The organism is Streptomyces sp. NPDC053048 (assembly GCF_044547045.1).
Taxonomy (GTDB): Bacteria; Actinomycetota; Actinomycetes; order Streptomycetales; family Streptomycetaceae; genus Streptomyces.
Map to the genome: position 1 here is coordinate 483157 of NZ_JBITZS010000006.1, position 26679 is coordinate 509835.

Sequence of the window (26679 nt, forward strand, 5' to 3'; positions counted from 1 at the left end):
ATACCGGGCAGCGGCGTGCGGTACGGCCGGGTGACGGGCCCGGGTCGGGGCGTCAGCGGACGAACACCCCCGACTGCCCGGCCAGGTCCAGGAAGTACTGCGGGGCCACACCGAGCACCAGCGTCACCACCACGCCCACGGCGATGGCGGTGGACGTCAGCGCGCTGGGCACCGCGACCGTCGGCCCGTCCGCCCTGGGCTCGCTGAAGAACATCAGCACGATGACCCGGATGTAGAAGAACGCGGCGATCGCCGAGGCCAGCACGCCCACGATGACCAGCGGAGCGGCGCCGCCCTGCGCCGCCGCCTTGAACACGGCGAACTTCCCCGCGAAGCCGCTCGTCAGCGGGATGCCCGCGAAGGCCAGCAGGAAGACCGCGAAGACGGCCGCGACCAGCGGCGAACGGCGGCCGAGCCCCGCCCACTTCGACAGGTGCGTCGCCTCGCCGCCCGCGTCGCGCACCAGCGTCACCACCGCGAAGGCGCCCAGGGTGACGAAGGAGTACGCGGCCAGGTAGAAGAGCACCGAGGAGACGCCGTCGGGGGTGGTCGCGATGACGCCGGCGAGGATGAACCCGGCGTGGGCGATGGAGGAGTAGGCCAGCAGCCGCTTCACGTCCGTCTGCGTGACGGCCACCACCGCGCCGAAGAGCATCGTGACGATGGCGACGCCCCACATCACCGGCCGCCAGTCCCAGCGCATGCCCGGCAGCACCACGTACAGCAGCCGCAGCAGGGCGCCGAACGCGGCGACCTTCGTGGCGGCCGCCATGAAGCCGGTCACCGGCGTCGGGGCGCCCTGGTAGACGTCGGGCGTCCACATGTGGAACGGCACCGCACCGACCTTGAACAGCAGCCCCATCAGCACCATCGCGCCGCCGATCAGCAGCAGCGCGTCGTTGCCCGTGGTCGCCGCGAGCGCCGGGTCGACGCTCCGCGTGGTGCCGCCGACGACGTCGGCGATACCGGAGTAGGTGACCGTGCCCGCGTAGCCGTACAGCAGCGCCACCCCGAACAGCAGGAAGGCGGAGGAGAAGGCGCCCAGCAGGAAGTACTTGACGGCCGACTCCTGCGACAGCAGCCGCTGGCGGCGGGCGAGCCCGCACAGCACGTACAGCGGGAGGGAGAACACCTCGAGGGCGATGAAGAGGGTCAGCAGGTCGTTGGCGGCGGGGAAGACGAGCATGCCGCCGATCGCGAACAGCGTCAGCGGGAAGACCTCGGAGGTCGTCAGGCCCGCCGCGACGGCCTTGCGCTCCGCGTCGCCGCCCGGCACGGCGGCGCCCTGCGCGGCGAAGGAGTCGACGGGCCGGCCGTGCGCGGCGGGCTCCAGCCGGCGCTCGGCGAAGGTGAACACCGCCACCAGGCCGACGAGGAGGATCGTGCCCTGCAGGAACAGCGCCGGACCGTCCACCGCGACCGCGCCCATGGCCGCGACGCGCGCCTTGTCAGTGCCGTAGCCGCCCGCCGCCAGGGCGACCACCGCGGCGAAGGCGGCACCCAGGCCGACCACGGTCAGCAGGAGCTGCGCGTGGTGACGGGCGCGGCGCGGCAGGAAGGCCTCGAGGAGGATGCCCACGACGGCCGCGCCGAGCACGATCAGCGTCGGGGAGAGCTGGGCGTACTCGATGCGCGGCCCGGGGATCCGGTTCGGCGCCCCGTCCGCCGCCAGTGTCCACAGGCTGTGGACAGTTGCTGCGTGGCTCACTTCGCGGCCTCCACATCGTTCACGCGTACATCGCGTACATCGGGCTCGGGGTCGCCCTTGTGCACCTGCGACATCGTCCGCTCGACGGCCGGGTCGAGGATCCGGGTCACGGGCCCGGGGTAGACGCCCAGGACGAGCAGCAGCGCGATCAGCGGCGCCACGACGACGAGCTCGCGCACCCGCAGGTCCGGCATCCCGCGGACCTGCTCGGTGACCGGCCCGGTCATCGTGCGCTGGTAGAGCACCAGGACGTACAGGGCGGCGAGCACGATGCCCACGGTGGCCAGGACGCCGATGACCGGGTACCGGGCGAACGTGCCGACCAGGACGAGGAATTCGGAGACGAAGGGCGCGAGCCCCGGCAGCGACAGCGTGGCCATGCCGCCGACGAGGAAGGTGCCCGCCAGGACCGGCGCCACCTTCTGCACGCCGCCGTAGTCGGCGATGAGCCGCGACCCGCGCCGGGAGATCAGGAAGCCGGCGACCAGCATCAGCGCGGCCGTGGAGATGCCGTGGTTGACCATGTAGAGCGCGGCGCCGCTCTGGCCCTGGCTGGTCATCGCGAAGATGCCCAGGACGATGAAGCCGAAGTGCGAGATCGAGGCGTAGGCGATCAGGCGCTTGATGTCCCGCTGGCCGACCGCCAGCAGCGCGCCGTAGAGGATGCTGATCAGGGACAGCACCAGGATCGCGGGCGTCGCCCACTTCGAGGCCTCCGGGAACAGCTGGAGGCAGAAGCGCAGCATCGCGAACGTGCCGACCTTGTCGACCACCGCGGTGATCAGCACGGCGACGGGGGCGGTGGCCTCGCCCATGGCGTTGGGCAGCCAGGTGTGCAGCGGCCACAGCGGCGCCTTGACGGCGAAGGCGAAGAAGAAGCCGAGGAACAGGGCGCGTTCGGTGGTGGTCGCGAAGTCCAGCCTGCCGTCGGCGCGGGCCTGGACGATCTCCGTCAGGGAGAAGGTGCCGGTGCCCAGCTGGTGGGCGGTGACCGCGTACAGGCCGATGACGGCGGCCAGCATGATCAGGCCGCCGGCGAGGTTGTAGAGCAGGAACTTCACCGCGGCGTAGCTGCGTTGCGCGGCGGACTCCGCCTCGCCGCGCTCGCCCGCCCGGTCGCCGAAGCCGCCGATGAGGAAGTACATCGGGATGAGCATGGCTTCGAAGAAGATGTAGAAGAGGAAGACGTCGGTGGCCTGGAAGGCGATCACCACCATCGCCTCGACCATCAGGATCAGCGCGAAGAAGCCCTGGGTGGGCCGCCAGCGCGAGGACGTGGTCTCGAGGGGGTCGGCGTCGTGCCAGCCGGCCAGGACGATGAAGGGGACCAGCAGCGCGGTGAGCGCGATGAGCACCACCGAGATGCCGTCCACGCCCAGTTCGTAGCGGACCCCGAAGTCCTTGATCCAGGCGTGCGACTCGGTGAGCTGGAACGGGCCCTTCGCGTCCGGGTCGAAGCGCACGAGCTGCGCCGCCGCCAGTGCCAGCGTGACGAGCGAGAAGGCCAGCGCGAGCCACTTGGCGGCCGTGCGCCGCGCGGCGGGGACGGCGGCGGTGGCGACCGCGCCCAGTGCGGGCACCGCCGCAGTGGCCGTCAGCAGGGGAAATGACATGACTAGACCGCCCTCATCAGCAGGGTCGCGGCGATGAGCACCGCCGCACCGCCGAACATCGAGACCGCGTACGACCGCGCGTAGCCGTTCTGCAGCCGGCGCATCCGGCCCGACAGGCCGCCGACGGAGGCGGCGGTGCCGTTGACGACGCCGTCGACCAGGGTGTGGTCGACGTAGACCAGGCTGCGGGTGAGGTGCTCGCCGCCGCGGACCAGCACGATGTGGTTGAAGTCGTCCTGCAGCAGGTCGCGGCGGGCGGCCCGCACCAGCAGCCCGCCGGGCGGCGCGGTGACCGGCACCGGCCGGCGCCCGTACTGCGACCAGGCCACCGCGGCGCCGACCACGAGGACGACCATGGTGGCCGCGGTGACCTGCGTGGCGGTGAGCGGCGAGTTGCCCTCGGCGTGCCCGGTGACCGGCTCCAGCCAGGTGAGGAAGGCGTCGTTGACGCTGAACAGGCCGCCGGCGAACACCGATCCGAACGCCAGCACGATCATGGGGATCGTCATGGTGCGGGGCGCCTCGTGGGGGTGCGGCATCTCGCCGTGGGCGTTGGGCTGCCAGCGCTTCTCGCCGAAGAACGTCAGCAGCATCACCCGCGTCATGTAGTACGCGGTGATGGCCGCGCCCAGCAGCGCCGCGCCGCCCAGGATCCAGCCCTCGGTGCCGCCCTTGGCGAAGGCGGCCTCGATGATCCGGTCCTTGGAGAAGAAGCCGGACAGCCCCGGGAAGCCGATGATCGCCAGATAGCCCAGGCCGAAGGTGACGAACGTGATGGGCATGTACCGGCGCAGGCCGCCGTAGCGCCGCATGTCGACCTCGTCGTCCATGCCGTGCATCACGGAGCCCGCGCCGAGGAAGAGCCCGGCCTTGAAGAAGCCGTGGGTCACCAGGTGCATGATCGCGAAGGCGTAGCCGACCGGCCCCAGTCCGGCGGCGAGGATCATGTAGCCGATCTGGGACATCGTCGAGCCCGCGAGGGCCTTCTTGATGTCGTCCTTGGCGCAACCGACGATCGCACCGAACAGGAGCGTGACCGCGCCGACCGCCACGACCGCCGTCTGCGCGTCGGGCGCCCCGTCGAAGATCGCGCCGGAGCGGGTGATGAGGTAGACGCCGGCGGTCACCATCGTCGCCGCGTGGATGAGCGCGGAGACCGGCGTGGGGCCCTCCATGGCGTCGCCGAGCCAGCTCTGCAGCGGCACCTGGGCCGACTTGCCGCAGGCGGCGAGCAGGAGCATCAGCCCGATGGCCGTCAGCTTGCCCTCGCCCGCCCGCCCGGCGTCCTCGAGCACGGGGCCGAAGGCGAAGGTGCCGAAGGTGGTGAACATCAGCATGATGGCGATCGACAGCCCCATGTCACCGACGCGGTTGACGATGAAGGCCTTCTTGGCCGCCGTCGCGGCGCTCGGCTTGTGCTGCCAGAAGCCGATCAGCAGGTACGAGGCGAGGCCGACGCCCTCCCAGCCCACGTACAGCAGCAGGTAGTTGTCGGCGACGACGAGCAGCAGCATCGCCGCGAGGAAGAGGTTGAGGTAGCCGAAGAAGCGCCGCCGCCGCTCGTCGTGCGCCATGTAGCCGACCGAGTAGAGGTGGATCAGCGAGCCCACGCCGGTGATCAGCAGCACGAAGGTCATCGACAGCTGGTCGAGCTGGAAGCCGACGTCGGCGCGGAAGCCGCCGACGGGCACCCAGCTGAAGACGGTCGTGCCCAGCTGTCGGTCCTCGGCGTCGCGGCCCAGCATGTCGGCGAAGAGCGCCACGCCGATGAGGAACGACACGGCCGCGAGCAGGGTGCCGATCCAGTGGCCGCCGCGGTCGAGCCGGCGCCCGCCGCACAGCAGCACGCCCGCGCCCAGCAGGGGCGCCAGGACGAGCAATCCGATGAGGTTCTCCACCGTCGTGTCCCCTTAGAGCTTCAGCAGGCCGGCGTCGTCGACCGAGGCCGAGTGGCGGGAGCGGAAGATCGTCACAATGATCGCCAGGCCGATCACGACCTCGGCGGCGGCGACGACCATCGTGAAGAAGGCGATGATCTGGCCGTCGAGGTTGCCGTGCAGCCGGGAGAAGGTGACGAAGGCCAGGTTGCAGGCGTTGAGCATCAGCTCCACGCACATGAAGATGACGATCGCGTTCCGCCGGATGAGCACACCGGCGGCGCCGATGGTGAACAACAGGGCGGCCAGATAGAGGTAGTTGGCCGGGTTCACTGAGCACGCTCCTCGGAACGGTTGTGGTCCCTCTCCAGCCACTCCTGCGACCGCTGCTCGAGCGCCGCCAGCTCCGCCAGGGCCTCGCCCGACACGTCGCGGATCTGGCCCCGCGCCCGCAGGGTGGCGTTGACGGTGAGGTCGGACGGCGTGCCGTCGGGCAGCAGCCCGGGGACGTCGACCGCGTTGTGCCGGGCGTAGACGCCGGGCGCCGGCAGCGGCGGGAGGTGCTTGCCGCGCACGCGCGCCTCGGACCGCTCGCGCTGGGTGGCGGCGCGCTCGGTGCGCTCGCGGTGGGTGAGGACCATCGCGCCGACGGCGGCCGTGATCAGCAGGGCGCCGGTGATCTCGAAGGCGTAGACGTACTTGGTGAAGATCAGCGCCGCCAGGCCCTGGACGTTGCCGCCCGCGTTGGCCTGGCCCAGCCCGTTGAAGTCGCGCAGCGAGGCGTTGGCGATGCCGGCGCCCAGCAGGGTGCCGAAGCCCAGGACGCACAGCGCGGCGAGGGTGCGCTGGCCGCGGATGGTCTCCTTCAGGGAGTCCGCGGCGGTGACGCCGACCAGCATCACCACGAACAGGAACAGCATCATGATCGCGCCCGTGTAGACCACGATCTGCACGATGCCCAGGAAGTAGGCGCCGTTGGCGAGGTAGAACACCGCCAGGACGATCATCGTCCCGGCGAGGCAGAGGGCGCTGTGCACGGCCTTTCTCATCAGCACCGCGCCCAGCGCGCCGGCCACGGCGACCACCGCCAGCAGCCAGAACTGGACCGCCTCACCCGTCGAGGTCGTCGAAGCGGCGGCGGCGAGAGCGCTCATGCCTCCACCCCTTCATCGGACGGCTTCTCGCCCTTGGAGACGGCCACTTGGCGCACCGTGCCCGGCGCGGCCTCGGTCACCAGGCCCCGGTAGTAGTCCTTCTCCGTCATGCCGGGGTAGATGGCGTGCGGGGTGTCGACCATGCGGTCCTCCAGCCCCGCCAGCAGCTGCTCCTTGGTGTAGATGAGCGACTCGCGGCTGGCGTCGGCCAGTTCGTACTCGTTCGTCATCGTCAGCGCCCGCGTGGGGCAGGCCTCGACGCACAGGCCGCACAGGATGCAGCGCAGGTAGTTGATCTGGTAGACGCGGCCGTACCGCTCGCCCGGGGAGTAGCGCTCCTCGTCGGTGTTGTCCGCGCCCTCGACGTAGATCGCGTCGGCCGGGCAGGCCCAGGCGCACAGCTCGCAGCCGATGCACTTCTCCAGGCCGTCCGGGTGGCGGTTGAGCTGGTGGCGGCCGTGGAAGCGCGGCGCCGTGTGCTTCTTCTCCTCCGGGTACTGCTCGGTCAGCCGCTTCTTGAACATGGCCTTGAAGGTCACGCCGAAGCCGGCCACGGGGTTCTGGAAGGGGGCCCGGGGGGCGTCCCCCCGGGAAGAGTCGTCAGACACCGTCAGCCTCCTTTCGGTCACTCTGAGCGTCCACCCCGCCACTGACAATGAGCTCCCGGTCCCGGCGGGACGGGCGCCTGGGCACGGGCGGCAGGCTCTGGCCGGGCAGCGGGGGCACGGGGAACCCGCCCGCCATCGGGTCGAACGCGGGCGGCGGCCCACCGGCCTCCGCGCCCTCCGCGCCCTTCTCCCCGTCCCGGCGGGCCCGGAAGACGTCCGCGAGCAGCGACAGCAGCAGGATCACCAGGACCGCGCCCCCGACGTACAGCACGATGTCCTGGAAGTCGTAGTTCTCGTTGCGCAGCGCCCGCACGGTCGCCACCAGCATCAGCCAGACCACCGAGACCGGGATGAGCACCTTCCAGCCCAGCTTCATCAGCTGGTCGTAGCGCACCCGGGGCAGCGTGCCGCGCAGCCAGATGAAGAAGAACAGCAGCAGCTGCACCTTGATGACGAACCACAGCATCGGCCACCAGCCGTGGTTGGCCCCCTCCCAGAACGCCGAGACGGGATACGGGGCCTGCCAGCCGCCCAGGAAGAGCGTGACCGCGACCGCCGAGACCGTCACCATGTTCACGTACTCGGCCAGCATGAACATCGCGAACTTGATGGACGAGTACTCGGTGTTGAAGCCGCCGACCAGGTCGCCCTCGGACTCCGGCATGTCGAACGGGGCCCGGTTGGTCTCCCCCACCATCGTCGCGATGTAGATCAGGAACGACACCGGCAGCAGCAGGACGTACCAGCGGTCGTGCTGCGCCTCGACGATCGCCGACGTCGACATCGACCCGGAGTAGAGGAAGACCGACGCGAAGGCCGCGCCCATCGCGATCTCGTAGGAGATCATCTGCGCGCAGGACCGCAACCCGCCCAGCAGCGGGTAAGTCGAGCCCGAGGACCAGCCGGCCAGCACGATCCCGTAGATGCCGACCGAGGCGACCGCGAGGATGTAGAGCACCGCGATCGGCAGGTCCGTCAGCTGCATCGTCGTCCGGTGGCCGAGGATCGAGACCTCGTTGCCCGCCGGGCCGAAGGGGATCACCGCGATCGCCATGAACGCCGGGATGGCGGCCACGATCGGCGCGAGGACGTAGACGACCTTGTCGGCGCGCCGGACGATCACGTCCTCCTTGAGCATCAGCTTGATGCCGTCGGCCAGCGACTGCAGCATGCCCCACGGGCCGTGCCGGTTGGGCCCGATGCGCAGCTGCATCCAGGCGACGACCTTGCGCTCCCAGACGATCGAGAACAGCACGGTCAGCATCAGGAAGGCGAAGCAGAAGACGGCCTTGATCACCACGAGCCACCACGGGTCCCTGCCGAACATCGACAGGTCCTCGACGGCCAGTTCCATCGCGCCGGGGGTCACGGCCGCACCTCCCGTCCCGCGTCCCCGGCGCCTGCGCCGGTATCCGCGCCGATCCGTACGAGCTCTCCCGGCCGCACCCCCGCGTCGGAGGCCACGCCGCCGCCCGTGGAGTTCAGCGGCAGCCACACCACCCGGTCCGGCATCGGCGTGATCCGCAGCGGCAGCCGCACGGAACCGGCCGGGCCCGTCACCACCAGGCTCTCGCCGTCGCGCACCCCGGCCTCGGCGGCCGTTGCCGCCGACAGCCGGGCGAGCGCCTCGTGCCGCGTGCCGGCCAGCGCGTCGTCACCGTCCTGCAGCCGCCCCTGGTCGAGCAGCAGCCGGTGCCCGGCGAGCACCGCCTCGCCCTTCTCGGGACGCGGCAGCGCCCGCCCCGGCTCGGACGGGCCCGCCGGCCGCTCGCCGCGCCAGGCGCCCAGCCGCGCCAACTCCGCCCGGACGGACGGGACATCGGGCAGCCGCAGGTCCGCGTCCATCGCGTCGGCCAGCATGTGCAGCACGCGCGCGTCCGGCAGGACGTGCCGCCGCGCCTGCTGGTCCGGTTTGACCGCCGCCTCGAACGGCCGTGCCCGGCCCTCCCAGTTGAGGAACGTGCCCGCCTTCTCGACGACCGCCGCCACCGGCAGCACCACGTCCGCCCGGTCCGACACCTCGCTCGGCCGCTGCTCCAGGCTCACCAGGAACCCGACCGCGTCCAGCGCCTCGCGCGCCAGCGCCGGATCGGGCAGGTCCGCGACCTCCACGCCGCCCACCAGCAGCGCGCCCAGCTCCCCGGTGGCCGCCGCCTGGAGGATCTGCCCGGTGTCCCGGCCCGGACTGCGCGGCAGTTCGGGCACGCCCCAGGCCGCCGCCGTCTCCTCGCGCGCCCGCGGGTCGGTCGTCGGCCGCCCGCCCGGCAGCAACCCCGGCAGCGCGCCCGCCTCGAGCGCGCCCCGCTCGCCCGCCCGGCGCGGGATCCACACCAGCGCGGCACCCGTCGCGTCGGCCGCCGCCACGGCGGCCGTCAGCGCGCCCGGCACACCCGCCAGTCGCTCCCCCACGACGATCAGCGCGCCCTTCGCCCGCAGCGCCTCGGCGGCGACGCGGCCGTCCGCGTCCAGCCCCGAGGAGCCCGCCAGGGCCCGCAGCCACTCCGGCTCCGTGCCGGGCGCCGCCGGCAGCAGCGTGCCGCCGGCCTTGGCCAGGCCCCGGGTGAGATGCGTGGCCAGGGAGAACGTCCGCTGGCCGCGCTTGCGCCAGGCCTTGCGCAGCCGCAGGAAGACGCCGGGCGCCTCCTCCTCCGCCTCGAACCCCACCAGCAGCACCGCCGGCGCCTGCTCCAGCGCCGCGTACGTCACCCCGGCGCTGTCCAGGTCCCGGCCGCGACCGGCGACCCGGGCGGCCAGGAAGTCGGCCTCCTCGCCGCTGTGCGTCCGCGCCCGGAAGTCGACGTCGTGCGTGTCGAGCGCCACCCGCGCGAACTTGGCGTAGGCGTACGCGTCCTCGAGCGTCAGCCGCCCGCCGGGCAGCACCCCGGCCCTGCCCCGGGCCGCTGCCAGCCCCCGGGCCGCCGCCTCCAGGGCCTCCGGCCAGCTCGCGGGCTCCAGCGCACCGGCCTCGTTGCGCACCAGCGGGGTCTCGAACCGCTCCGGCCGCTGCGCGTAGCGGAACGCGAAGCGCCCCTTGTCGCACAGCCACTCCTCGTTGACCTCCGGGTCCTCCGCGGCCAGCCGGCGCATCACCTTGCCGCGCCGGTGGTCCGTACGCGTCGCGCAACCGCCCGCGCAGTGCTCGCACACCGTCGGCGAGGAGACCAGGTCGAAGGGCCGGGCACGGAAGCGGTAGGCGGCCGAGGTGAGCGCGCCCACCGGGCAGATCTGGATGGTGTTGCCGGAGAAGTACGACCGGAAGGGATCGCCCTCCCCCGTGCCGACCTGCTCCAGCGCGCCGCGCTCCAGCAGCTCGATCATCGGGTCGCCCGCGATCTCGTTGGAGAAGCGGGTGCAGCGCGCGCACAGCACGCACCGCTCGCGGTCCAGCAGGATCTGCGGGGAGATCGGCACCGGCTTGGCGTAGGTGCGCTTGCGGCCCTCGAAGCGGGAATCGGCCTGGCCCGCGGACATCGCCTGGTTCTGCAGCGGGCACTCGCCGCCCTTGTCGCAGACGGGGCAGTCCAGCGGGTGGTTGATCAGCAGCAGCTCCATCACGCCGCGCTGCGCCTTCTCGGCGGCGGGCGAGGTGAGCTGGGTGCGCACGACCATGCCGTCGGTGCAGGTGATCGTGCAGGAGGCCATCGGCTTGCGCTGGCCCTCGACCTCGACGATGCACTGCCGGCAGGCACCGACCGGGTCCAGCAGGGGGTGGTCGCAGAACCGCGGGATCTCGATGCCCAGCAGCTCGGCGGCCCGGATGACGAGCGTCCCCTTGGGCACGGAGATCTGGATGCCGTCGATGGTGACGGACACCAGGTCCTCCGGCGGCACCGGCGCGTTCCCCCCTCCGGAGGGGGCAGAGGTGGTGACTGTCATGCGTTCACCCCCACGGGAGTGCTCTTGGGGCCGTCGGCCCAGATGGTGGACTTGGCCGGGTCGAAGGGGCAGCCCCGGCCCTTGATGTGCTGCTCGTACTCGTCGCGGAAGTAGTTCAGCGACGAGAAGATGGGGCTCGCCGCGCCGTCGCCCAGCGCACAGAAGGACTTGCCGTTGATGTTGTCGGCGATGTCGGCGAGCTTGTCGAGGTCGCTCATGCGGCCCTTGCCGGCCTCGATGTCGCGCAGCAACTGGACGAGCCAGTAGGTGCCTTCGCGGCAGGGCGTGCACTTGCCGCAGGACTCGTGCGCGTAGAACTCGGTCCAGCGGGTGACGGCCCGCACCACGCAGGTGGTCTCGTCGAAGCACTGCAGGGCCTTGGTGCCGAGCATCGAGCCGGCGGCGCCCACGGCCTCGTAGTCCAGCGGCACGTCCAGGTGCTCGTCGGTCAGCAGCGGGGTCGAGGAGCCCCCCGGGGTCCAGAACTTGAGCCGGTGGCCGGGGCGCATCCCGCCGCTCATGCCGAGCAGCTGGCCGAGCGTGACGCCCAGCGGCGCCTCGTACTGGCCGGGGTTGGCGACGTGGCCGCTGAGCGAGTACAGCGTGAAGCCCGGGGACTTCTCGCTGCCCATCGAACGGAACCACTCCTTGCCCTTGTTGAGGATCGCGGGCACCGAGGCGATGGACTCGACGTTGTTGACGACGGTGGGGCAGGCGTACAGGCCCGCGACAGCCGGGAAGGGCGGCCGCAGCCTGGGCTGGCCGCGGCGGCCCTCGAGGGAGTCGAGGAGGGCGGTCTCCTCGCCGCAGATGTAGGCGCCCGCCCCCGCGTGCACGGTGATGTCGAGGTCCAGGCCGCTGCCCATGACGTTCCGGCCGAGGTAGCCGGCCGCGTACGCCTCGCGCACCGCCTCGTGCAGCCGGCGCAGCACGGGCACGGTCTCGCCGCGCAGGTAGATGAAGGCGCGGCTGGAGCGGATCGCCCAGCAGGCGATCAGCATGCCCTCGATGAGGGAGTGCGGGTTGGCGAAGAGGAGCGGGATGTCCTTGCAGGTGCCGGGCTCGGACTCGTCGGCGTTGACGACGAGGTAGTGCGGCTTGCCGTCGCCCTGGGGGATGAACTGCCACTTCATGCCGGTCGGGAAGCCGGCGCCGCCGCGGCCGCGCAGCCCGGAGTCCTTGACGTAGGCGATGACGTCGTCGGGGGTCATCGCGAGCGCCTTGCGCGCGCCCTCGTAGCCCTCGTGCCGCAGGTAGGTCTCCAGCGTCCAGGAGCGGGGTTCGTCCCAGAAGGCGCTCAGCACGGGTGCGAGCAGTTTCTCGGGGCTGGTCTCGAAGATCTCGGGTGCCACGGTCATCCCTCCCCCTCCTCGGTGACCGGTCCGCTGGGGTGATCGGGGTCCGAGGCGGATGTCTGCTGGGGCGCGTCGTGGGAGCTGAGGTGCTCGGGGGGGTGCTCGCCGCGGGGCGGGGCGCCGCGCGGGGGGCCCACCCGGGGCGGTCCGCTCTCGCCCCTGGCCAGCCGCAGCCCGGCCAGCGAGGCGGGGCCGGCGCCGCCGCTCGCCTCGACGGCGCCGGGACGCCCGTCGGGGAAGCCGGCCAGGATGCGGGCCGTCTCCCGGTAGGTGCACAGGGGCGCGCCGCGGGTGGGTTCGACGGTGCGGCCGTCGCGCAGGTCGTCGACGAGCCGTTTGGCGCTCTCGACGGTCTGGTTGTCGAAGAACTCCCAGTTGACCATCACCACGGGCGCGAAGTCGCAGGCGGCGTTGCACTCGATGTGCTCGAGGGTGACCTTGCCGTCCTCGGTGGTGCCGCCGTTGCCGACGCCCAGGTGGCGCTTGAGGGCGTCGAAGATGGCGTCGCCGCCCAGCACCGCGCACAGGGTGTTGGTGCAGACGCCGACCTGGTAGTCGCCGCCCTGCTCGCGCCGGTACATGGTGTAGAAGGTCGAGACGGCCGTGACCTCGGCGGTGGTGAGGCCGAGCAGTTCGGCGCAGAAGCGGATGCCGGTGCGGGTGACGTAGCCGTCCTCGGCCTGCACGAGGTGCAGCAGCGGCAGCAGGGCGCTGCGGCTGTCGGGGTAGCGGGCGATCACCTCTTCGGCGTCCGCCTCGAGCCGGGCGCGGACGTCGGCGGGGTAGTCGGGTGCGGGAAGCGAGGGCATTCCCAGCTGTACGTCATTGCTCACTGCTCCTCCCCGTTCTCCCCCAGAGCTGACGCCTGGGAGGTGCCCCCATCTCCGCCCGCGCGGCGCAGCGGCGCGGCAATCGTTGTTGTCTGCGGCCCGGCGGCCGCGCGTGCGACGCTCACCGGTCGACGCCTCCCATCACGGGGTCGATGGACGCCACGGCGACGATGACGTCGGCGACCTGGCCGCCCTCGCACATCGCCGCCACGGCCTGGAGGTTGGTGAAGGAGGGGTCGCGGAAGTGGACCCGGTAGGGGCGGGTGCCGCCGTCGCTGACCACGTGCACGCCGAGCTCGCCCCTGGGGGCCTCCACGGCCGCGTACGCCTGTCCGGGCGGCACCCGGAAGCCCTCCGTCACCAGCTTGAAGTGGTGGATCAGGGCCTCCATCGAGGTGCCCATGATCTTCTTGATGTGGTCGAGGGAGTTGCCCAGCCCGTCGGGGCCCAGGGCCAGCTGGGCGGGCCAGGCGATCTTCTTGTCCGCGACCATGACGGGCCCCGGCTGCAGCCGGTCCAGGCACTGCTCGATGATGCGCAGCGACTGGCGCATCTCCTCCAGGCGGATCAGGAACCGCCCGTAGGCGTCGCAGGTGTCGGCGGTGGGGACGTCGAAGTCGTAGGTCTCGTAGCCGCAGTAGGGCTGGGCCTTGCGCAGGTCGTGCGGGAGACCTGCGGCGCGCAGGACGGGCCCGGTGGCGCCGAGGGCCATGCAGCCGGAGAGGTCGAGGTAGCCGACGTCCTGCATGCGGCCCTTGAAGATGGGGTTGCCGGTGGCGAGCTTGTCGTACTCGGGAAGGTTTCTGCGCATCTTCTTGACGAACTCGCGCACCTGGTCGACGGCGCCGGGCGGCAGGTCCTGGGCGAGGCCGCCGGGGCGCACATAGGCGTGGTTCATCCGCAGGCCGGTGATCAGCTCGAAGATGTCGAGGACGAGCTCGCGGTCACGGAAGCCGTAGATCATGATCGTGGTGGCGCCGAGCTCCATGCCGCCGGTGGCGATGGCCACCAGGTGCGAGGAGATTCGGTTCAGCTCCATCAGCATCACGCGGACGACCGAGGCGCGGTCGGGGATCTGGTCCTCGATGCCCAGCAGCTTCTCCACGGCCAGGCAGTAGCCCGCCTCGTTGAAGAAGGGCGTCAGGTAGTCCATGCGCGTCACGAAGGTGGTGCCCTGGGTCCAGTTCCGGAATTCGAGGTTCTTCTCGATGCCGGTGTGGAGGTAGCCGATGCCGCAGCGGGCCTCGGTGACGGTCTCGCCGTCGATCTCCAGGATCAGCCGGAGCACTCCGTGGGTGGAGGGGTGCTGGGGGCCCATGTTGACCACGATGCGTTCGTCGTCGGCGCGCTTGGCGGCGGCCGCGATCTCGTCCCAGTCGCCGCCGGTGACGGTGTAGACCGGGCCTTCGGTGGTCTCGCGGGGGCTGGCGTCGTTCGGGGTGGTCATCAGCTGTACGACCTCCGCTGGTCCGGAGCCGGGATCTGGGCGCCCTTGTACTCGACGGGGATGCCGCCGAGGGGGTAGTCCTTGCGCTGCGGGAAGCCCTGCCAGTCGTCCGGCATCATGATCCGCGTGAGCGCCGGGTGCCCGTCGAAGACGAGGCCGAAGAAGTCGTACGTCTCGCGCTCGTGCCAGTCGTTGGTGGGGTAGACCTCGACGATCGAGGGGATGTGCGGGTCGGCGTCGGGGGCGCTGACCTCCAGCCGGATCAGCCGGTTGTGGGTGATGGAGCGCAGGTGGTAGACGGCGTGCAGCTCGCGCCCCTTGTCGCCGGGGTAGTGCGCCCCGCTGACGCCCGTGCACAGCTCGAAGCGCAGGGCGGGGTCGTCGCGCAGGGTGCGGGCGACGCGCGGCAGGTGCTCGCGGGCGATGTGGAAGGTGAGCTCGTCGCGGTCGACGACGGTCTTCTCGATGGCGAGGTGCGGGGCGAGGTCCTGTTCCTCCAGGGCGCCCTCGAGCTCGTCGGCGACCTCGTCGAACCAGCCGCCGTAGGGCCGGGTGGCCTCGCCGGGCAGCCGTACGGTCCGCACGAGCCGGCCGTAACCGGAGGTGTCGCCGCCGTCACCGGCGCCGAACATGCCGCGGCGGACGCCGATGACCTCGCCGCCCTCGAGCCGCTGACCTGGGAGGTTCTGCGCGGCGAGGTCCTTGTCGGGGTTGACGCCGTTGGGGCCCTTGGGGGCCGGGCCGCCGCTGGTGCCGTTGGCGTTGCTGTTGCCGTTGGCGTTGGCGTTGCCGTTGGGGCCCTTGGGGTTCGGCTCGCTCATCGCAGCAGCCCCTTCATCTCGATCAGCGGCAGGGCCTTGAGCGCCGCCCGCTCGGCCTCCTGCTCCGCTTCCTCCCGCTGCACGCCGAGCTTCTCGTTCTGGATCTTCTTGTGCAGCTTGAGGATGGAGTCCAGGAGCATCTCGGGGCGGGGCGGGCAGCCGGGCAGATAGATGTCGACCGGCACGATGTGGTCGACGCCCTGGACGATCGCGTAGTTGTTGAACATGCCGCCGCTGGACGCGCACACGCCCATGGAGATCACCCACTTGGGGTTCGGCATCTGGTCGTAGACCTGCCGCAGGACGGGCGCCATCTTCTGGCTGACCCGGCCCGCCACGATCATCAGATCGGCCTGGCGGGGCGAGCCGCGGAAGACCTCCATGCCGAAGCGCGCCAGGTCGTAGCGGCCGGCGCCGGTGGTCATCATCTCGATGGCGCAGCAGGCCAGGCCGAAGGTGGCGGGGAAGACGGATGACTTGCGCACCCACCCCGCGGCCTGTTCGACGGTGGTCAGCAGAAAGCCGCTCGGCAGCTTCTCCTCGAGTCCCATGTCCCGGACCCCCTTAGTCCCATTCCAGGCCGCCGCGCCGCCATACGTAGGCGTAGGCGACGAAGACGGTGAGCACGAAGAGGAGCATCTCCACGAGCCCGAACAGCCCCAGGGAGTCGAAGGTGACGGCCCAGGGGTAGAGGAAGACGATCTCGATGTCGAAGACGATGAAGAGCATCGCCGTCAGGTAGTACTTGATCGGGAAACGGCCGCCACCGGCCGGATGCGGGGTCGGCTCGATGCCGCATTCGTACGCCTCGAGCTTGGCCCGGTTGTAGCGCTTGGGCCCGACGATCGACGCCATGACCACGGAGAAGATCGCGAAGCCTGCACCGAGGGCTCCCAGTACGAGGATGGGCGCGTAGGCGTTCACCGCTCCTCGCTCCTTCCAGTCTGTCGACGCTGACTGCTGGCTGACCGGACCCGGCGGCGGAGGTCCTTGGCGAAGATCGCCAACATGTGAGGCAGTTCACAAGCCCGGGTCGACTGCATCCTATGCCCGCCGGTCTGTGATCTGCGACACGGCGTACAGGACCGCGTTTGTGATCTCCACCACCTGACGAACGATCATCAAGTCGGATGATCGGTGATCTTCATACGCGAAGCGGTTGAGTGATCACCAGAGGTGACATTCGGGGGTCGCGGCGCTGGTGGCGAGGGGTGAGCCATTATCAAATCGTGGCTGTGCCACGCAAATTGACATGATCGATTGTCAACTGATAAAGGAGCGCCGCCCCGTGGGGCGACGACGGTCAACGGACGTCCCGGACCGGTCGGCGGCCTACCACCTCGCGCATCGGTTCACGAGCCCGGCGCGGGGCGCGCGTTGCGTGAGTTCTGCCACGCGACGGGAGGTTCGAAGGCCGGATTCGATGGGTAGCCTCGACGCGCGACCTGTAAAGGTGATAAGAAGCCCGCCGACCAGCGGCGGCGGCCGAAAAGCCGTGCTGAGGCGCATGATCGACTGTCCGGCCCGAGTCCGGTCCGTGACCCTCCCGTGATCAAAGCCGGGAATTTTCGACGTGTCCACGCCAAAAGTGGCGCAGGTCACTTATCTTGAACTCAACGTGCGCGGACTGATAGTCCGTTGTCCCATGTCCCCGAACGCGCACATAACCAGCCACCGGAAGCCCCGTCGCCCCGCCTCCCAGTCCTGGGTCGTCCGCACGGGTGTGGCCGGTGGCGTCCTCAGCACTCTGGCCGTGGCCGGCGCGGGCTCCGCCTCCGCCTCCGCCAACGACAAGCCCACCGAGGCGACGATGGAGATGCCCGCGTTCAACGCGGACCTCGCCACGTCCATCGCGCAGAGCGCGGTCGCCACGCAGCAGACCGCCGTCGACTACCAGGTCCGCGCGCAGGTGGAGGAAGCCCTCGACAACGCCAAGGCCGACGCCAAGAAGGCGAAGGACGAGGCGGACCGCAAGGCCGAGGCGGAGCGCAAGGAGAAGGAGAAGCGCGAGGCCGACGAGGCACGCGCCTCCCGCGGTGGCGAGCGCTCCTCCCTGGGCACCAAGTCGGCGTCCGCCTCGGACGACGAGTCGGGCTCCTCGGCGTCCACCACCTCCAAGAAGTCGAGCGCGACGGGCAGCGCGGCCACCCTGGTCGACTTCCTGCGGGCGCAGGTCGGCAAGCCCTACATCATGGGCTCCACCGGTCCGTCCGCCTACGACTGCTCCGGCCTGGTCATGGCCGCGTACAGCCAGATCGGCATCGACCTGCCGCGCGTCTCGCAGGACCAGTCGACGGCCGGCACCCAGGTGTCGACCTCCAACCTGCAGGTCGGCGACATCCTCTACTGGGGCTCCGCGGGCAGCGCGTACCACGTCGCCGTCTACGTCGGCGGCGGCAAGTTCATCGGCGCGCAGAACCCGAGCACGGGCATCGTCGAGCGCGACATGAGCTACTCCCCGCCCACGGGTGCCGTGCGCGTCATGTGACGCGCGCCCGTCCGGAACGGGTTCGTTTCGCTTCGGCTTCGGAAGGCCGCCGCTCTCCCCGCTCGGGGGCGGCGGCCTTCGGCGTGTCCGGGTGCCGGGACATCCCGTCCGGGCCGGCGTCGTGCCCGGGTGCCCACCCCCGTTGTCCCGGGCACCCGGACCCCCCGTGCCGTACCTGGAGTGTGCGCATCCGGCGAACGAACCCGCAAACCCCTTCGGCCCGAGTCGAAATCGGGCGTACGAACGGTCGGGCGAGAGAGCCGGACGGTCAGGGCCCGGGTCTCGACACCTCGCAGGTCAGACAGGTGGCGCTGCCGTGCGGCGCGGGTTCGGTGACGACCGCCGCGGCCGTCGCGACGGTGGCCGCGAGAGCGGCGACGGGGAGGACGAGCGTGGCGGTGACGGTCGCCAGACGGGCGATGAGGGAGCGGGTGTCCATCGTCGGATTCTGCACGGGCCCATGTCCCTTCGGACGGGATGGAATGGAACCGGAGCATTCGGTTCATCCCCGGTAGGGCCAGGTGATCAAACGGATCATAGGGGCCACGTTGGGGTGAATCGGGAGGGTGGGCCGTAACCGGGGGCCGCTTGATCGTGCCGCAGGGGAAGGGCCGATGCTGTAGACCACCGAACACGGGCCGACAGGGGGAGCACGACATGAGCGACGTGAACGACATGAGCGGATCGCCGTTCGAGGACGCCGCCGGGCAGGCCGTGTCGGCCGCCGCGCGCAGCACCGGGTTCCTGATCGACCTCGCCCGCTCCCGGCGGCACGGTCCGGCCGACACGGTCGTACGCACGGCCCACACCGCGTCGGAGGCGGACGCGGCACGCGCCCTCGCGGCGGAGTCCCGCGGCCGTGCCGAGGAGTTCGCCGGTCGCGGGGACACCCCGGCCGCCGAGGCGGCGGCCGTCGACGGGGCCGAGCTCGAGGGCGTGGCCGCCGAACGGGACAAGTCGGCCGGCGAACTGCGGGCCGAGGCCGCCAACTCGTACTCGGTCACGGCCCCGGGCGGCCCGGCACGCGACGGGGCCGGCACGACGACCGCCCGCCCCGGACAGGCCCCCGCCCAGGCCCCCGGGCAGACCCGGACCACGGCACAGCGCACCACCCCCCAGCGCACCGGCACTCCGCGCCGGAGGCCCTAGTCCGAGGGGGGTACGAGCCCCTAGCCGTAGGGCAGCGGCTCGACCGGCGGCTGCGGCAGCACCGTGTGCTGCGGCCGCTCCGGGTGGGTCATGCACGCCGCGAACGGCCCGGAGGGGTCGCGCAGTTGCCCGATGCAGGGGTCGAGGTGGTCGCGGGCCCACACGCTCGGGCCGGTGTAGCCGCCGGACTCCGGCGTGGTGAGTTCCTGCCAGGCCAGCCACAGGGCGTGCAGCCTGGTCACGGCCTGCGGGTGCTCGAACCACCGGGTGCACCAGGGCGCCGACGAGGACACCTCGGTCAGGTAGCAGGCGGCCAGCACGTACTCGACCCAGAGGGCGAGCGCCGACAGCTCGGCGTCGTACGCCTCGCCCTCCAGTTTGAGGATCAGCGGCGGTATGCCCGGCTCCTGCGGTTCCGCACCCGTCTCCTCGAACCCTGTCATGCCCGGCCCGGTCATATGACGGCCGCCTTCCGCGCGCGTTCGGTGATGGCCTTGGCCTCGGCGTCGGCCGCCGCGGCGAGCTCCGCGGCACCCGGCTCGGCGTACCAGGGGCGCAGCTTGACCATGGCGACAGGGACGCCGGTGGCCAGCAGCAGGGCCCGGCCCTTGGGCATGGCGCGGATCTGCGCCGCCTCCATGATGCGTTCGCGCTGCCGGGACGTGCTGGTGCTGCGGCCGCCGGAGCTGTGCGAGACCGACATCTCCTTGACCTTGTGCTCGCCGACGAGGCGGGAGACCTTCTCCACGAAGTCGGCGTCGTCCAGGCCCGCGCCGAGGAGCTTGACCGTGGAGGCGGACCACAGGGCGTCCATGCCGACCTCTCCCCAGACCCGCACGCCCTGCCGGTAGCTCTGGAGGATGGTGACGGGGGTGATGCCGCGTGATCCGAGGTGCGAGTAGAGGTCGGGCAGGTCCTCGATGCGGCAGACGTTCGCGGCTTCGTCGAGGACCGCCCGCAGCGGCGCGTCGAGGCGGCCGCCAGCGCGTTCGGCCGCCTGGACACCGGCCCGGAAGACGGAGTCTGCGGCGGCCGCGATCACTCCGGCCGCGCTGCCGCCGCCGTCCTTGCTCAGCAGGTAGAGGGTGTCGCGGGACTGGACGAAGGCGGTGGGGTCGAACTGCGCGCGGTGCCTGTCCGGGGTCACCCATGCCGCGATCTGCGGATCGAGGAGGCAGGCGACGCACTGACGGGCCGTCTCGTACACGCCGTCGCGGGTCTCGGGGGCGCCGGCCACGGTGGAGGCGAGCTGGTCGGCGAGCGCGGTCATGCCGTTGGCCCGCAGCGCGTTGACCGGTGCGCGGTCGGCCGGCGTCGACAGCCACGCGAGGACGTCGGAGACGGTCCCGCCGTTGAGCGCGGCGGCGTGGAAGAGGGCGGTGAGGGTGTTGAGGGCCGCGTTCATCCAGAAGTCGCGGCGGGCGGCGCTGTCGGAGCCGGCCGCGATGAAGTGCATGGCCAGCCGCCGGGCGCCCTCGATCGTGCGGGCGGAGGCCAGCATGTCCCACCACAGCTCGCGCTCGGCGTGGGCGACGCTCTGGGCGTCGAGGACCCAGGTGGTCCCCACGCGGGCACGGGCCTGACGGGTGATGGCGTACACGTCCGACTTGTTCGACGTGAGCAGGGCGGCACCCGGCGCCTCCAGCACGGTGGGGGTCGCCAGCGCCGTCGACTTGCCGGCGCGCGGCGCCATCAGCGCCAGGTAGACGTCCTCGTCCGAGCCGCGCAGCTCGGGGCCGCGCGGCTCGAGGTCGCCCAGCAGCACCCCGCGGTCGCGGGGCTGGATCTCCTTGACGAGCTTGAGGGAGGGCCGCAGCTCGCGGGCGCGGGCTTCCGCGCGCTTGGGTGCCAGTGCCGCCATCTCCTTCCGCCCGGCGAGCCCGCCCTCCCGGGAGGAACGCCGCCAGAGCCATACGCCGCCGGCCACCAGGGCCGCGACAAGGAGGAGCAGGAGGACGACCATCCCGGCCACGGCGCCGGTGGGGGCCGCGGGCCAGAGCACGGACGGGCCGCGGGAGAACAGGTGGACCGCCGAACGGAGGGAGAACGGTGGGGGTGCCCAGCCGCCGCCCGCGACGGCCGCGCCCAGGGTGCCGCCCAGCCAGGCCCCGGTGAACAGGGCGCCGCCGCCGAAGATGGCGCCGAGGATCGACAAGGGGGCGGCCATGCCTCCCCCGCCGTTCGCCGGCTGATTGCCGCTCACTTGTCGTTCCTCTCCCTGCGCATGGCCCTGTCCGTGTCGAACAGGCCCTTCTCGGTGTCCGTGAGCTCCAGCCGGGTGGGTGTCCCGGCCCGCGTACCGATCTTGATCAGGTACTTTCCGCGGCCGCGGTGCTGCTGCGTGGTGCCGTCCACTCCGGTGATGGTCGGGCTGGACCAGGACGACACCATGGCCATCTCCGCGTCGGTCAGCGGTCGTTGCGCGCTGACCCGCTCGAGCTCACCGTGCGAGAGCGCGCCCAGGACCAGTGAGTCGCACCGGTCCATCAGGCCCAGGGCCTTGGCCCGGTCCTCGGCCGTCGGCAGGCTCTCGGGGTCGCGCAGCGAGTGCGTCACGAAGATCGTCACCTCGCCCTTGGACCGGTTGAGGCGGGTCATCGCGTCCATCGCGTCGACCATGCCGGCGCCCGCCCGCAGGGCCCGCCACATCTCGTCGAGCGGCAGCACCAGGGGCCGGTCCATCATGCCGACCGCGCGGGCGGAGTCGATGCTGGAGTACGCGTACGCCCACGTGGCCAGCAGTCCGGCGGCGACGACGTTGTTCCCGGCGGTCAGCAGCGCGGACAGGTCGACGCTCAGCGCGGGCGCCTCGAGGTCCACCGGTGTGGTGGTCGGTCCGTCGAAGATGCCCGCCAGGGGCCCGTCGCACAGGTTCTCCAGCGCCAGCGTCACCTCGCGGACGTGGCCGCGGTACTCGTCCTCGCTGTCGACCATGAGACGGGACCACAGCACGTCCGAGCCGTCCCGCAGCAGCCGCACCACGTCGGGGACCACCGGGTCCTCGCCCAGCCGCTTCTCGGAGACGACCCGGATCGCGTGCGTGACCACGTTCGACTCGGTGGCATTGGGCCGCCGCCCCAGGCCCACCTCGGTCGCCAGCAGTGCCTGCAGCAGCTCGCCGCGGCGGCCGTTGATCTCGGCCAGCAGCGGCTCGCGACGGGACTCGGGCAGCGTGGGCAGCAGCGGCCGCAGCGGGCCCGAGTCCAGCGGATTGAGCCGGTCCAGGCCACGGCCGATACGCACGACCTGGCCGCCGAGGGTCCGGACGATCGGCGCGTACTCGCCCTTCACATCGCCGGGAACGACCATCTTGTAGCCGTAGGCGCTGTAGCCGATGGCCACCCGCTTGGTGAACGCCGACTTCCCCGCGCCCGGCTGGGCCATGACCCACACACCGGGGTTCTGGGTCAGCTTGCCGACCCAGCCGCCGGGGTCGAAGCAGACCAGTTCGTGCGTGAGCATGTCCGGGCCGATCGGCACCCCCTCCGGGGGCAGTCCCGCGCCCAGGACGAAGGGGTACAACCCGCCGACCTGGGCCGTGGTGCCGATGTAGACGGCACCGCGGTCGAGGTTGGCGGCCCGCCCCCGGCCCGCGCCGGGCCAGCCCCAGCGGCCGGCGATCACCTTGGGGTTGAGCTGCCACGACGCCTCGGCGGCCGCCTCGGCGGGCGCCGCCGGGGCCTTGGCGGCCCTGGCGGACTTGCTGCGTCCCATCGTCCTTCTCCCTGTCGCCGTCGGTCAGGCCAACGGATTGACGCCGACCGGCAGCCCGACGGCGAACGCCGCGGCCTGCCCCCCGTACGCGTAGCGGAACCGCAGACCGCCGCTGAGCTTCGCGGCCTTCTCCACCTCGCGGATCGCGGCCGGCAGGTCGTCCTTGTCCCCCACCGTCGTGGTGACGTACACGGACCACTGCACGAGACCGGCGCCCAGCGCCTCCTCGGTGGCCGAACGCTCGGCGTGCGCGGCGTCGACCCGCTCACGCCGCGTGGTGCTCCGCTGGGTCCGGCGGCGGTACTCGGCACGGGCGTCGGACGCGTTGACCTCGCGCTCGACGACCGCCGCGGCCTCGTCCGTGGGCAGCACCCGGTAGGCCAGCGTCACGCGGCGCGCGAACGTCCCCGGTGCCAGGAGCTTGAGCAGCACGTCGTACGGCACGGGCTTGCGGGGCGCCTCGCGCAGCACCCACGACACCGAGTACGAACCGTCGTGCTGGTAGACCGTCCAGGCGTCCTCGGCGGCCACGGGACCGGTCTCGTTCCAGGTCATGGCCGCGACCTGCTCCTGCGGGGCGTCCATGTCGGCGGGCGAGAACGCGCCCCGCACCAGCCGCATCAGGTCGGCGTCCGTCGCCCGGCGCACGATGTCCGCGCCCGCGCCCGAGAGGTCGACGCCGTCCAGCACGCGCAGCGTCTCCGCCGCCGCCTCGGCCGGGTTCCGCGGCTTGTGCGCCGAGGAGCGGTACGGGTCGACGGTGAGCGTGAACCACGCCGCCAGCTGGGCCGACGCGCGCGGCGCGCGGGCCACGAGCTCCCGCACGGCCTGCCGCGCGGCGGCGGGAGCGGAGGGGTCGGTGCGCTCCTTGACGTGGTCGGCGAGCGCCTGCCCGGAGGAGGGCCGCACCTGGATCGTGACCGAGGCCCCCATCAGCGTCTCCTCGTCGGCGAGCCGGGCGAGGGCCTCCCCCCACGCGGCGGCGCTGCCGTTCTGGGCGTCGGACGGCGCGAGCAGCGCGCCCGCCGGCGACAGCAGCACCGTCGCCGACATGCGCCCGTCGCGCTGGTTCCACACCAGGCCCACCGGCGCGTCGCCCGTGGCGTCCGCCACGCGCAGCAGCTTGGTGGGCGCCACGATGCCCGGCAGATCCAGGGCCTGCGGGGAGACGAGGAACTGACCCCGGTAGGACGTCTCCCCGCGCCAGTTCGCCCACTGCCACCGCAACCGGGCGCCCAGGAAGGACAGCAGAGGCGTGCCGTGCCGCTGCCACACCGTCAGCACCATGACCACCAGGGCCACCGGAATGGTGACCGGCAGCGTTCCCATACCGGCGATGTTCAGCAGGAGGATCGGCACGATCAGCGACACCACGACGACGGCCGTCTGGCCGGTGTTGAGATGGCCGATGCCCATCGTGCGCGACCGTCGCCAGCCGCCGTAGAGCTTCGGTTCCTGAGCACTCACCTGTTACTGCCCTCCGCCCATGGTCTTGCCGGCGGTCTGAACGCCCTGGTGCACGGCCTCCGCCGCGACGATCGCGATGCCGACCGGCCCCGCGGCCGCCGCCGCGCCACCGGCGGCCGCACCGCCCGCGGCCGCACCACCTGCGGCACCACCGGCCGCTCCCGCACCCGCGGCACCACCGGCGCCGGCCGCGGCCGCGCCTTCGGCACCCGCCGCGCCCGCCGAACCGGCAGCGCCCGGCGCGCCGGCGGCTCCGCCCGCTCCCGCCGCGCCCTCGGAGCTCGCGGCGTGCTGGACGGCCGTGTCGCCGCCGCCGGAGGAGGGAGAAGGAGAGGAAGAGGGAGAGGGGGACGGGCCGTCGCCGCCGCCCTGTCCGCTCATGTAGTTGGCGTGGTCGGTGGCCGACGTCGGTCCACCGCCACCACCGCCGCCGCCGGCCGCCTTGCCTGCCAGGTCCATCAGCGGGCTGAGCATGGACGACCCGCCGCCGCCCGCGGCGGCGACACCGATCGGGGCGAAGATGCCCATCAGGGCCTTCAGCGCGAAGACCGACAGCACCAGGGTGACCACACCGCGGATCCAGTCGACCATCGTGGGCGCGTTGACCATCTCGATGAACCCGACGCTGATGATGACCGCGGCCACCGGCTTGTAGGCGATCACGGTGAGGATCGCGGTGACGAGCCGGGGCAGCCACTGGCGGGTGGAGGGACCGCCGACCTGGCCGGAGGCCGCGATCGGCAGGATCAGGGCCTGGATCGGGATGGCGGCCTGCCGCAGGAACAGCAGGACCATCTGGCACAGACCGACCAGCAGGACGATGATCGCCATCAGGATCACGGCCATCGGGTTGGCCATGGCCGGCAGCAGGACCTTCATGATGACGTTCGGCGCGTTGTCCCGGCCGTTGAAGGCGACGTCCAGGATCTCCTCTGTCAGCATGTCGGAAGCGACCAGCAGGGAGTCGATGACCGCGATGCCGACGGCACAGGTCAGCACGGCGATGATCAGACCCTGCAGCGCCTCCACCAGCGGGGTGCCCTTGCGCCGGATGGCGGTGCGGATGCCCTGAATGATCGTCAGCAGCGTGGCGATCATGACGCCGATGCCGAAGAGGATGGCCTGGAGCGAGACGGAGTTGTACTTCGCGCCGGTGCCGGCGCAGCGCGCGTCGCCCTCGTCCTTCTTCTTCTCCTCCTCGGCCTTCTTCTTCTCCTCTTCCTTCTTCTTCTCCTCCTCGGCCCTCTTCTTCTCCTCCTCGGCCTTCTGCTTGTCGTCCTTGGGTTTGTCCTCGAGCTTGTCCCCGACGTCCTTGAGTTCGTCCTTGGGCTTGTCCTCGAGTTTGTCCCCGGTGTCCTTGAGTTTGTCCCCGTCGTCCTTGTCGCTCCGCTGCGCCTTTCTGCACTCGGGAGCGTCCACGGAGGTGACGCCACTGCTCTTGACCTGCACGGACCGCGTGGTCAGCCACCACGTCATGGTCTCTTTGATGGTCTCGGCGGTGAAGGCGGCTATGCCCTCCGCGACCGGCTTGACCACGGTGCTCTCGAGAGCACCGACGAAGGCCTCCTTCGCCTCCTTGACGACCTTCTTCGTGGCTTTGCACATGGGACGCCCGGCGATCGACCCGAGGATCGGGCCTCCGATGACGACCGCGCCCACATGGCAGGCGGTGTCGAACAAGCCCTTCTGAGGCAGGGCCGCCGGCGTCACCGCGGCGGGCGCCGCAACCGCGGGGGAGGCGGTGGCGGCCGGGGCCGAGAAGGAGATGAAGACCAGCAGGGAGGCGAACGCGACGAGGAGTCGCCTGGAGAGAGTCATTTCTTGCTCCCGTCCTGGATGGCCTTCCACCCCGCGCCGTTGAATCCGGCGTCCCCGATGTCGAAGGGCTCGGGGTTCTGCACCGGAGGAACGGAGGCGTTCTTCCAGTCGCCGTCGGTCCAGACGGCCATGCCGGTGGTGGAGATCAGCTGGGTCTCGGGTTCCTTGCCGTTGCCGCCGCCGATGACCGTGCGCACGTTCACCGACACCTTCACATGGGTGTCGTCCTGACGGCTCCACTGCACCCCGATGGGGATGACCGAGAAGGCCAGGTCCTGGGGCGGCGGGCCGTTGTCGGGGACACCGGCGTTCTTCCGGTTCCCCGCGGCCACGTCCCGGGCCGCGGCCTTGACCTCGTCGCGCTCCTGCGGCACGGAATAGGTGACGGCCGATCGCTCGATGTCCTTCTGGTCGAGCTTCCAGCTGCTGCGGATGACGGCGACCATCATGGCCGCCGCGCCCTCGTCGCTCTTGGGGAACTTCACCGGCAGACCGTTGTCCTTACCGGCCCCTTCCGGCAGCAGCACCCAGTTCTTCGGCTGGGTGAAGGTGTCGGACGGTTTGTGGGTGACGGCCGGGGCGGGCTTGCCGGCCCCGGCGCCGGAGCCCTTGTCGGAATCCTTCTTGCCGCCGCCGGTGAGGAGCAGGAGCACCACGACGACGGCGAGCACGACAACGATCGCCGCCAGCGTGATCAGGCCCCGCCGCATCCGCTTGTTGGCGGCCGCTTGCAGGTCGAGAGACATCCCCGGCC

Annotated in this window: 23 protein-coding genes; 2 read left to right on the top strand and 21 right to left on the bottom strand. The window is 71.5% G+C overall.

What is annotated here, in order from left to right; translation table 11 throughout:
• Window positions 1–52: 52 nt before the first annotated feature.
• The 14 genes from nuoN to ACIG36_RS18970 all read right to left on the bottom strand — a co-directional run bounded on the left by nuoN (window position 53) and on the right by ACIG36_RS18970 (window position 16213).
• The gene (gene nuoN / locus ACIG36_RS18905; protein WP_399928699.1) at window positions 53–1708 is read right to left on the bottom strand and encodes an NADH-quinone oxidoreductase subunit NuoN; all 1656 of its coding nucleotides are present in this window, start codon (window positions 1706–1708) and stop codon (window positions 53–55) included.
• Window positions 1705–3321, bottom strand: a complete 1617-nt coding sequence (locus tag ACIG36_RS18910; RefSeq protein WP_399928701.1) for an NADH-quinone oxidoreductase subunit M — start codon at window positions 3319–3321, stop codon at window positions 1705–1707. The genes nuoN and ACIG36_RS18910 overlap by 4 nt, the downstream gene beginning before the upstream one ends.
• A 2-nt stretch (window positions 3322–3323) precedes the next feature.
• A complete protein-coding gene (gene nuoL / locus ACIG36_RS18915; protein WP_399928703.1) occupies window positions 3324–5219 on the bottom strand; it encodes an NADH-quinone oxidoreductase subunit L in 1896 nt (631 codons plus the stop codon).
• A 12-nt stretch (window positions 5220–5231) separates the two neighbouring features.
• The gene (gene nuoK, locus ACIG36_RS18920; protein ID WP_399928706.1) at window positions 5232–5531 is read right to left on the bottom strand and encodes an NADH-quinone oxidoreductase subunit NuoK; all 300 of its coding nucleotides are present in this window, start codon (window positions 5529–5531) and stop codon (window positions 5232–5234) included.
• Window positions 5528–6352, bottom strand: a complete 825-nt coding sequence (locus ACIG36_RS18925) for an NADH-quinone oxidoreductase subunit J (RefSeq protein ID WP_399928708.1) — start codon at window positions 6350–6352, stop codon at window positions 5528–5530. The genes nuoK and ACIG36_RS18925 overlap by 4 nt, the downstream gene beginning before the upstream one ends.
• Window positions 6349–6960 carry an NADH-quinone oxidoreductase subunit NuoI gene (gene nuoI, locus ACIG36_RS18930; RefSeq protein ID WP_399928711.1) on the bottom strand — a complete coding sequence of 204 codons (612 nt, stop codon included), beginning with the start codon at window positions 6958–6960 and terminating at the stop codon, window positions 6349–6351. The genes ACIG36_RS18925 and nuoI overlap by 4 nt, the downstream gene beginning before the upstream one ends.
• Window positions 6953–8314 carry an NADH-quinone oxidoreductase subunit NuoH gene (gene nuoH / locus ACIG36_RS18935; RefSeq protein ID WP_399928961.1) on the bottom strand — a complete coding sequence of 454 codons (1362 nt, stop codon included), beginning with the start codon at window positions 8312–8314 and terminating at the stop codon, window positions 6953–6955. The genes nuoI and nuoH overlap by 8 nt, the downstream gene beginning before the upstream one ends.
• 11 nt (window positions 8315–8325) lie before the next feature.
• The gene (locus ACIG36_RS18940) at window positions 8326–10836 is read right to left on the bottom strand and encodes an NADH-quinone oxidoreductase subunit G (protein ID WP_399928713.1); all 2511 of its coding nucleotides are present in this window, start codon (window positions 10834–10836) and stop codon (window positions 8326–8328) included.
• A complete protein-coding gene (nuoF, locus tag ACIG36_RS18945) occupies window positions 10833–12194 on the bottom strand; it encodes an NADH-quinone oxidoreductase subunit NuoF (RefSeq protein WP_399928716.1) in 1362 nt (453 codons plus the stop codon). Before nuoF ends, ACIG36_RS18940 begins: the two co-directional genes overlap by 4 nt.
• Complete coding sequence (nuoE, locus tag ACIG36_RS18950) at window positions 12191–13000, bottom strand: NADH-quinone oxidoreductase subunit NuoE (RefSeq protein WP_399928964.1); 810 nt, start codon at window positions 12998–13000, stop codon at window positions 12191–12193. The genes nuoF and nuoE overlap by 4 nt, the downstream gene beginning before the upstream one ends.
• Window positions 13001–13142: 142 nt before the next feature.
• Window positions 13143–14468, bottom strand: a complete 1326-nt coding sequence (locus ACIG36_RS18955; protein ID WP_399928718.1) for an NADH-quinone oxidoreductase subunit D — start codon at window positions 14466–14468, stop codon at window positions 13143–13145.
• Window positions 14468–15289: an NADH-quinone oxidoreductase subunit C gene (locus tag ACIG36_RS18960; protein WP_399928721.1), complete on the bottom strand. Its 822-nt coding sequence runs from the start codon at window positions 15287–15289 to the stop codon at window positions 14468–14470. The genes ACIG36_RS18955 and ACIG36_RS18960 overlap by 1 nt, the downstream gene beginning before the upstream one ends.
• On the bottom strand, window positions 15286–15840 hold the full coding sequence (locus ACIG36_RS18965) for a NuoB/complex I 20 kDa subunit family protein (RefSeq protein ID WP_399928724.1): 555 nt from the start codon (window positions 15838–15840) through the stop codon (window positions 15286–15288). The genes ACIG36_RS18960 and ACIG36_RS18965 overlap by 4 nt, the downstream gene beginning before the upstream one ends.
• 13 nt (window positions 15841–15853) lie before the next feature.
• Window positions 15854–16213: an NADH-quinone oxidoreductase subunit A gene (locus ACIG36_RS18970; protein WP_190066302.1), complete on the bottom strand. Its 360-nt coding sequence runs from the start codon at window positions 16211–16213 to the stop codon at window positions 15854–15856.
• A gap of 721 nt (window positions 16214–16934) precedes the next feature.
• On the opposite strand from ACIG36_RS18970, the gene ACIG36_RS18975 reads away from it, so the two are divergent.
• Complete coding sequence (locus tag ACIG36_RS18975; protein ID WP_399928727.1) at window positions 16935–17777, top strand: C40 family peptidase; 843 nt, start codon at window positions 16935–16937, stop codon at window positions 17775–17777.
• A 268-nt stretch (window positions 17778–18045) separates the two neighbouring features.
• On the opposite strand, the gene ACIG36_RS18980 is transcribed toward ACIG36_RS18975, so the two are convergent.
• Window positions 18046–18231 carry a hypothetical protein gene (locus ACIG36_RS18980; protein WP_399928728.1) on the bottom strand — a complete coding sequence of 62 codons (186 nt, stop codon included), beginning with the start codon at window positions 18229–18231 and terminating at the stop codon, window positions 18046–18048.
• Between the two features lie 203 nt (window positions 18232–18434).
• On the opposite strand from ACIG36_RS18980, the gene ACIG36_RS18985 reads away from it, so the two are divergent.
• Window positions 18435–18926 (top strand): hypothetical protein, encoded by a 492-nt coding sequence (locus ACIG36_RS18985; RefSeq protein WP_399928731.1) that lies wholly within the window; start codon window positions 18435–18437, stop codon window positions 18924–18926.
• Window positions 18927–18946: 20 nt separating this feature from the next.
• Here the strand turns inward: ACIG36_RS18985 and ACIG36_RS18990 are convergent, their stop codons facing one another.
• Genes ACIG36_RS18990 through ACIG36_RS19015 form a run of 6 tightly spaced genes read right to left on the bottom strand, consistent with a single transcriptional unit; the run spans window position 18947 to window position 26671 of the window.
• Window positions 18947–19369: a DUF4913 domain-containing protein gene (locus ACIG36_RS18990; RefSeq protein WP_399928734.1), complete on the bottom strand. Its 423-nt coding sequence runs from the start codon at window positions 19367–19369 to the stop codon at window positions 18947–18949.
• A gap of 11 nt (window positions 19370–19380) precedes the next feature.
• The gene (locus tag ACIG36_RS18995) at window positions 19381–21093 is read right to left on the bottom strand and encodes a type IV secretory system conjugative DNA transfer family protein (RefSeq protein ID WP_399928966.1); all 1713 of its coding nucleotides are present in this window, start codon (window positions 21091–21093) and stop codon (window positions 19381–19383) included.
• Between the two features lie 32 nt (window positions 21094–21125).
• A complete protein-coding gene (locus ACIG36_RS19000; RefSeq protein ID WP_399928736.1) occupies window positions 21126–22640 on the bottom strand; it encodes an ATP-binding protein in 1515 nt (504 codons plus the stop codon).
• Between the two features lie 24 nt (window positions 22641–22664).
• A complete protein-coding gene (locus tag ACIG36_RS19005) occupies window positions 22665–24107 on the bottom strand; it encodes an SCO6880 family protein (protein ID WP_399928739.1) in 1443 nt (480 codons plus the stop codon).
• A 3-nt stretch (window positions 24108–24110) separates the two neighbouring features.
• Complete coding sequence (locus tag ACIG36_RS19010) at window positions 24111–25925, bottom strand: hypothetical protein (protein WP_399928742.1); 1815 nt, start codon at window positions 25923–25925, stop codon at window positions 24111–24113.
• Window positions 25922–26671, bottom strand: coding sequence for a hypothetical protein (locus tag ACIG36_RS19015; protein ID WP_399928745.1), 750 nt, complete (start codon window positions 26669–26671; stop codon window positions 25922–25924). Before ACIG36_RS19015 ends, ACIG36_RS19010 begins: the two co-directional genes overlap by 4 nt.
• Between the last annotated feature and the right edge of the window lie 8 nt (window positions 26672–26679).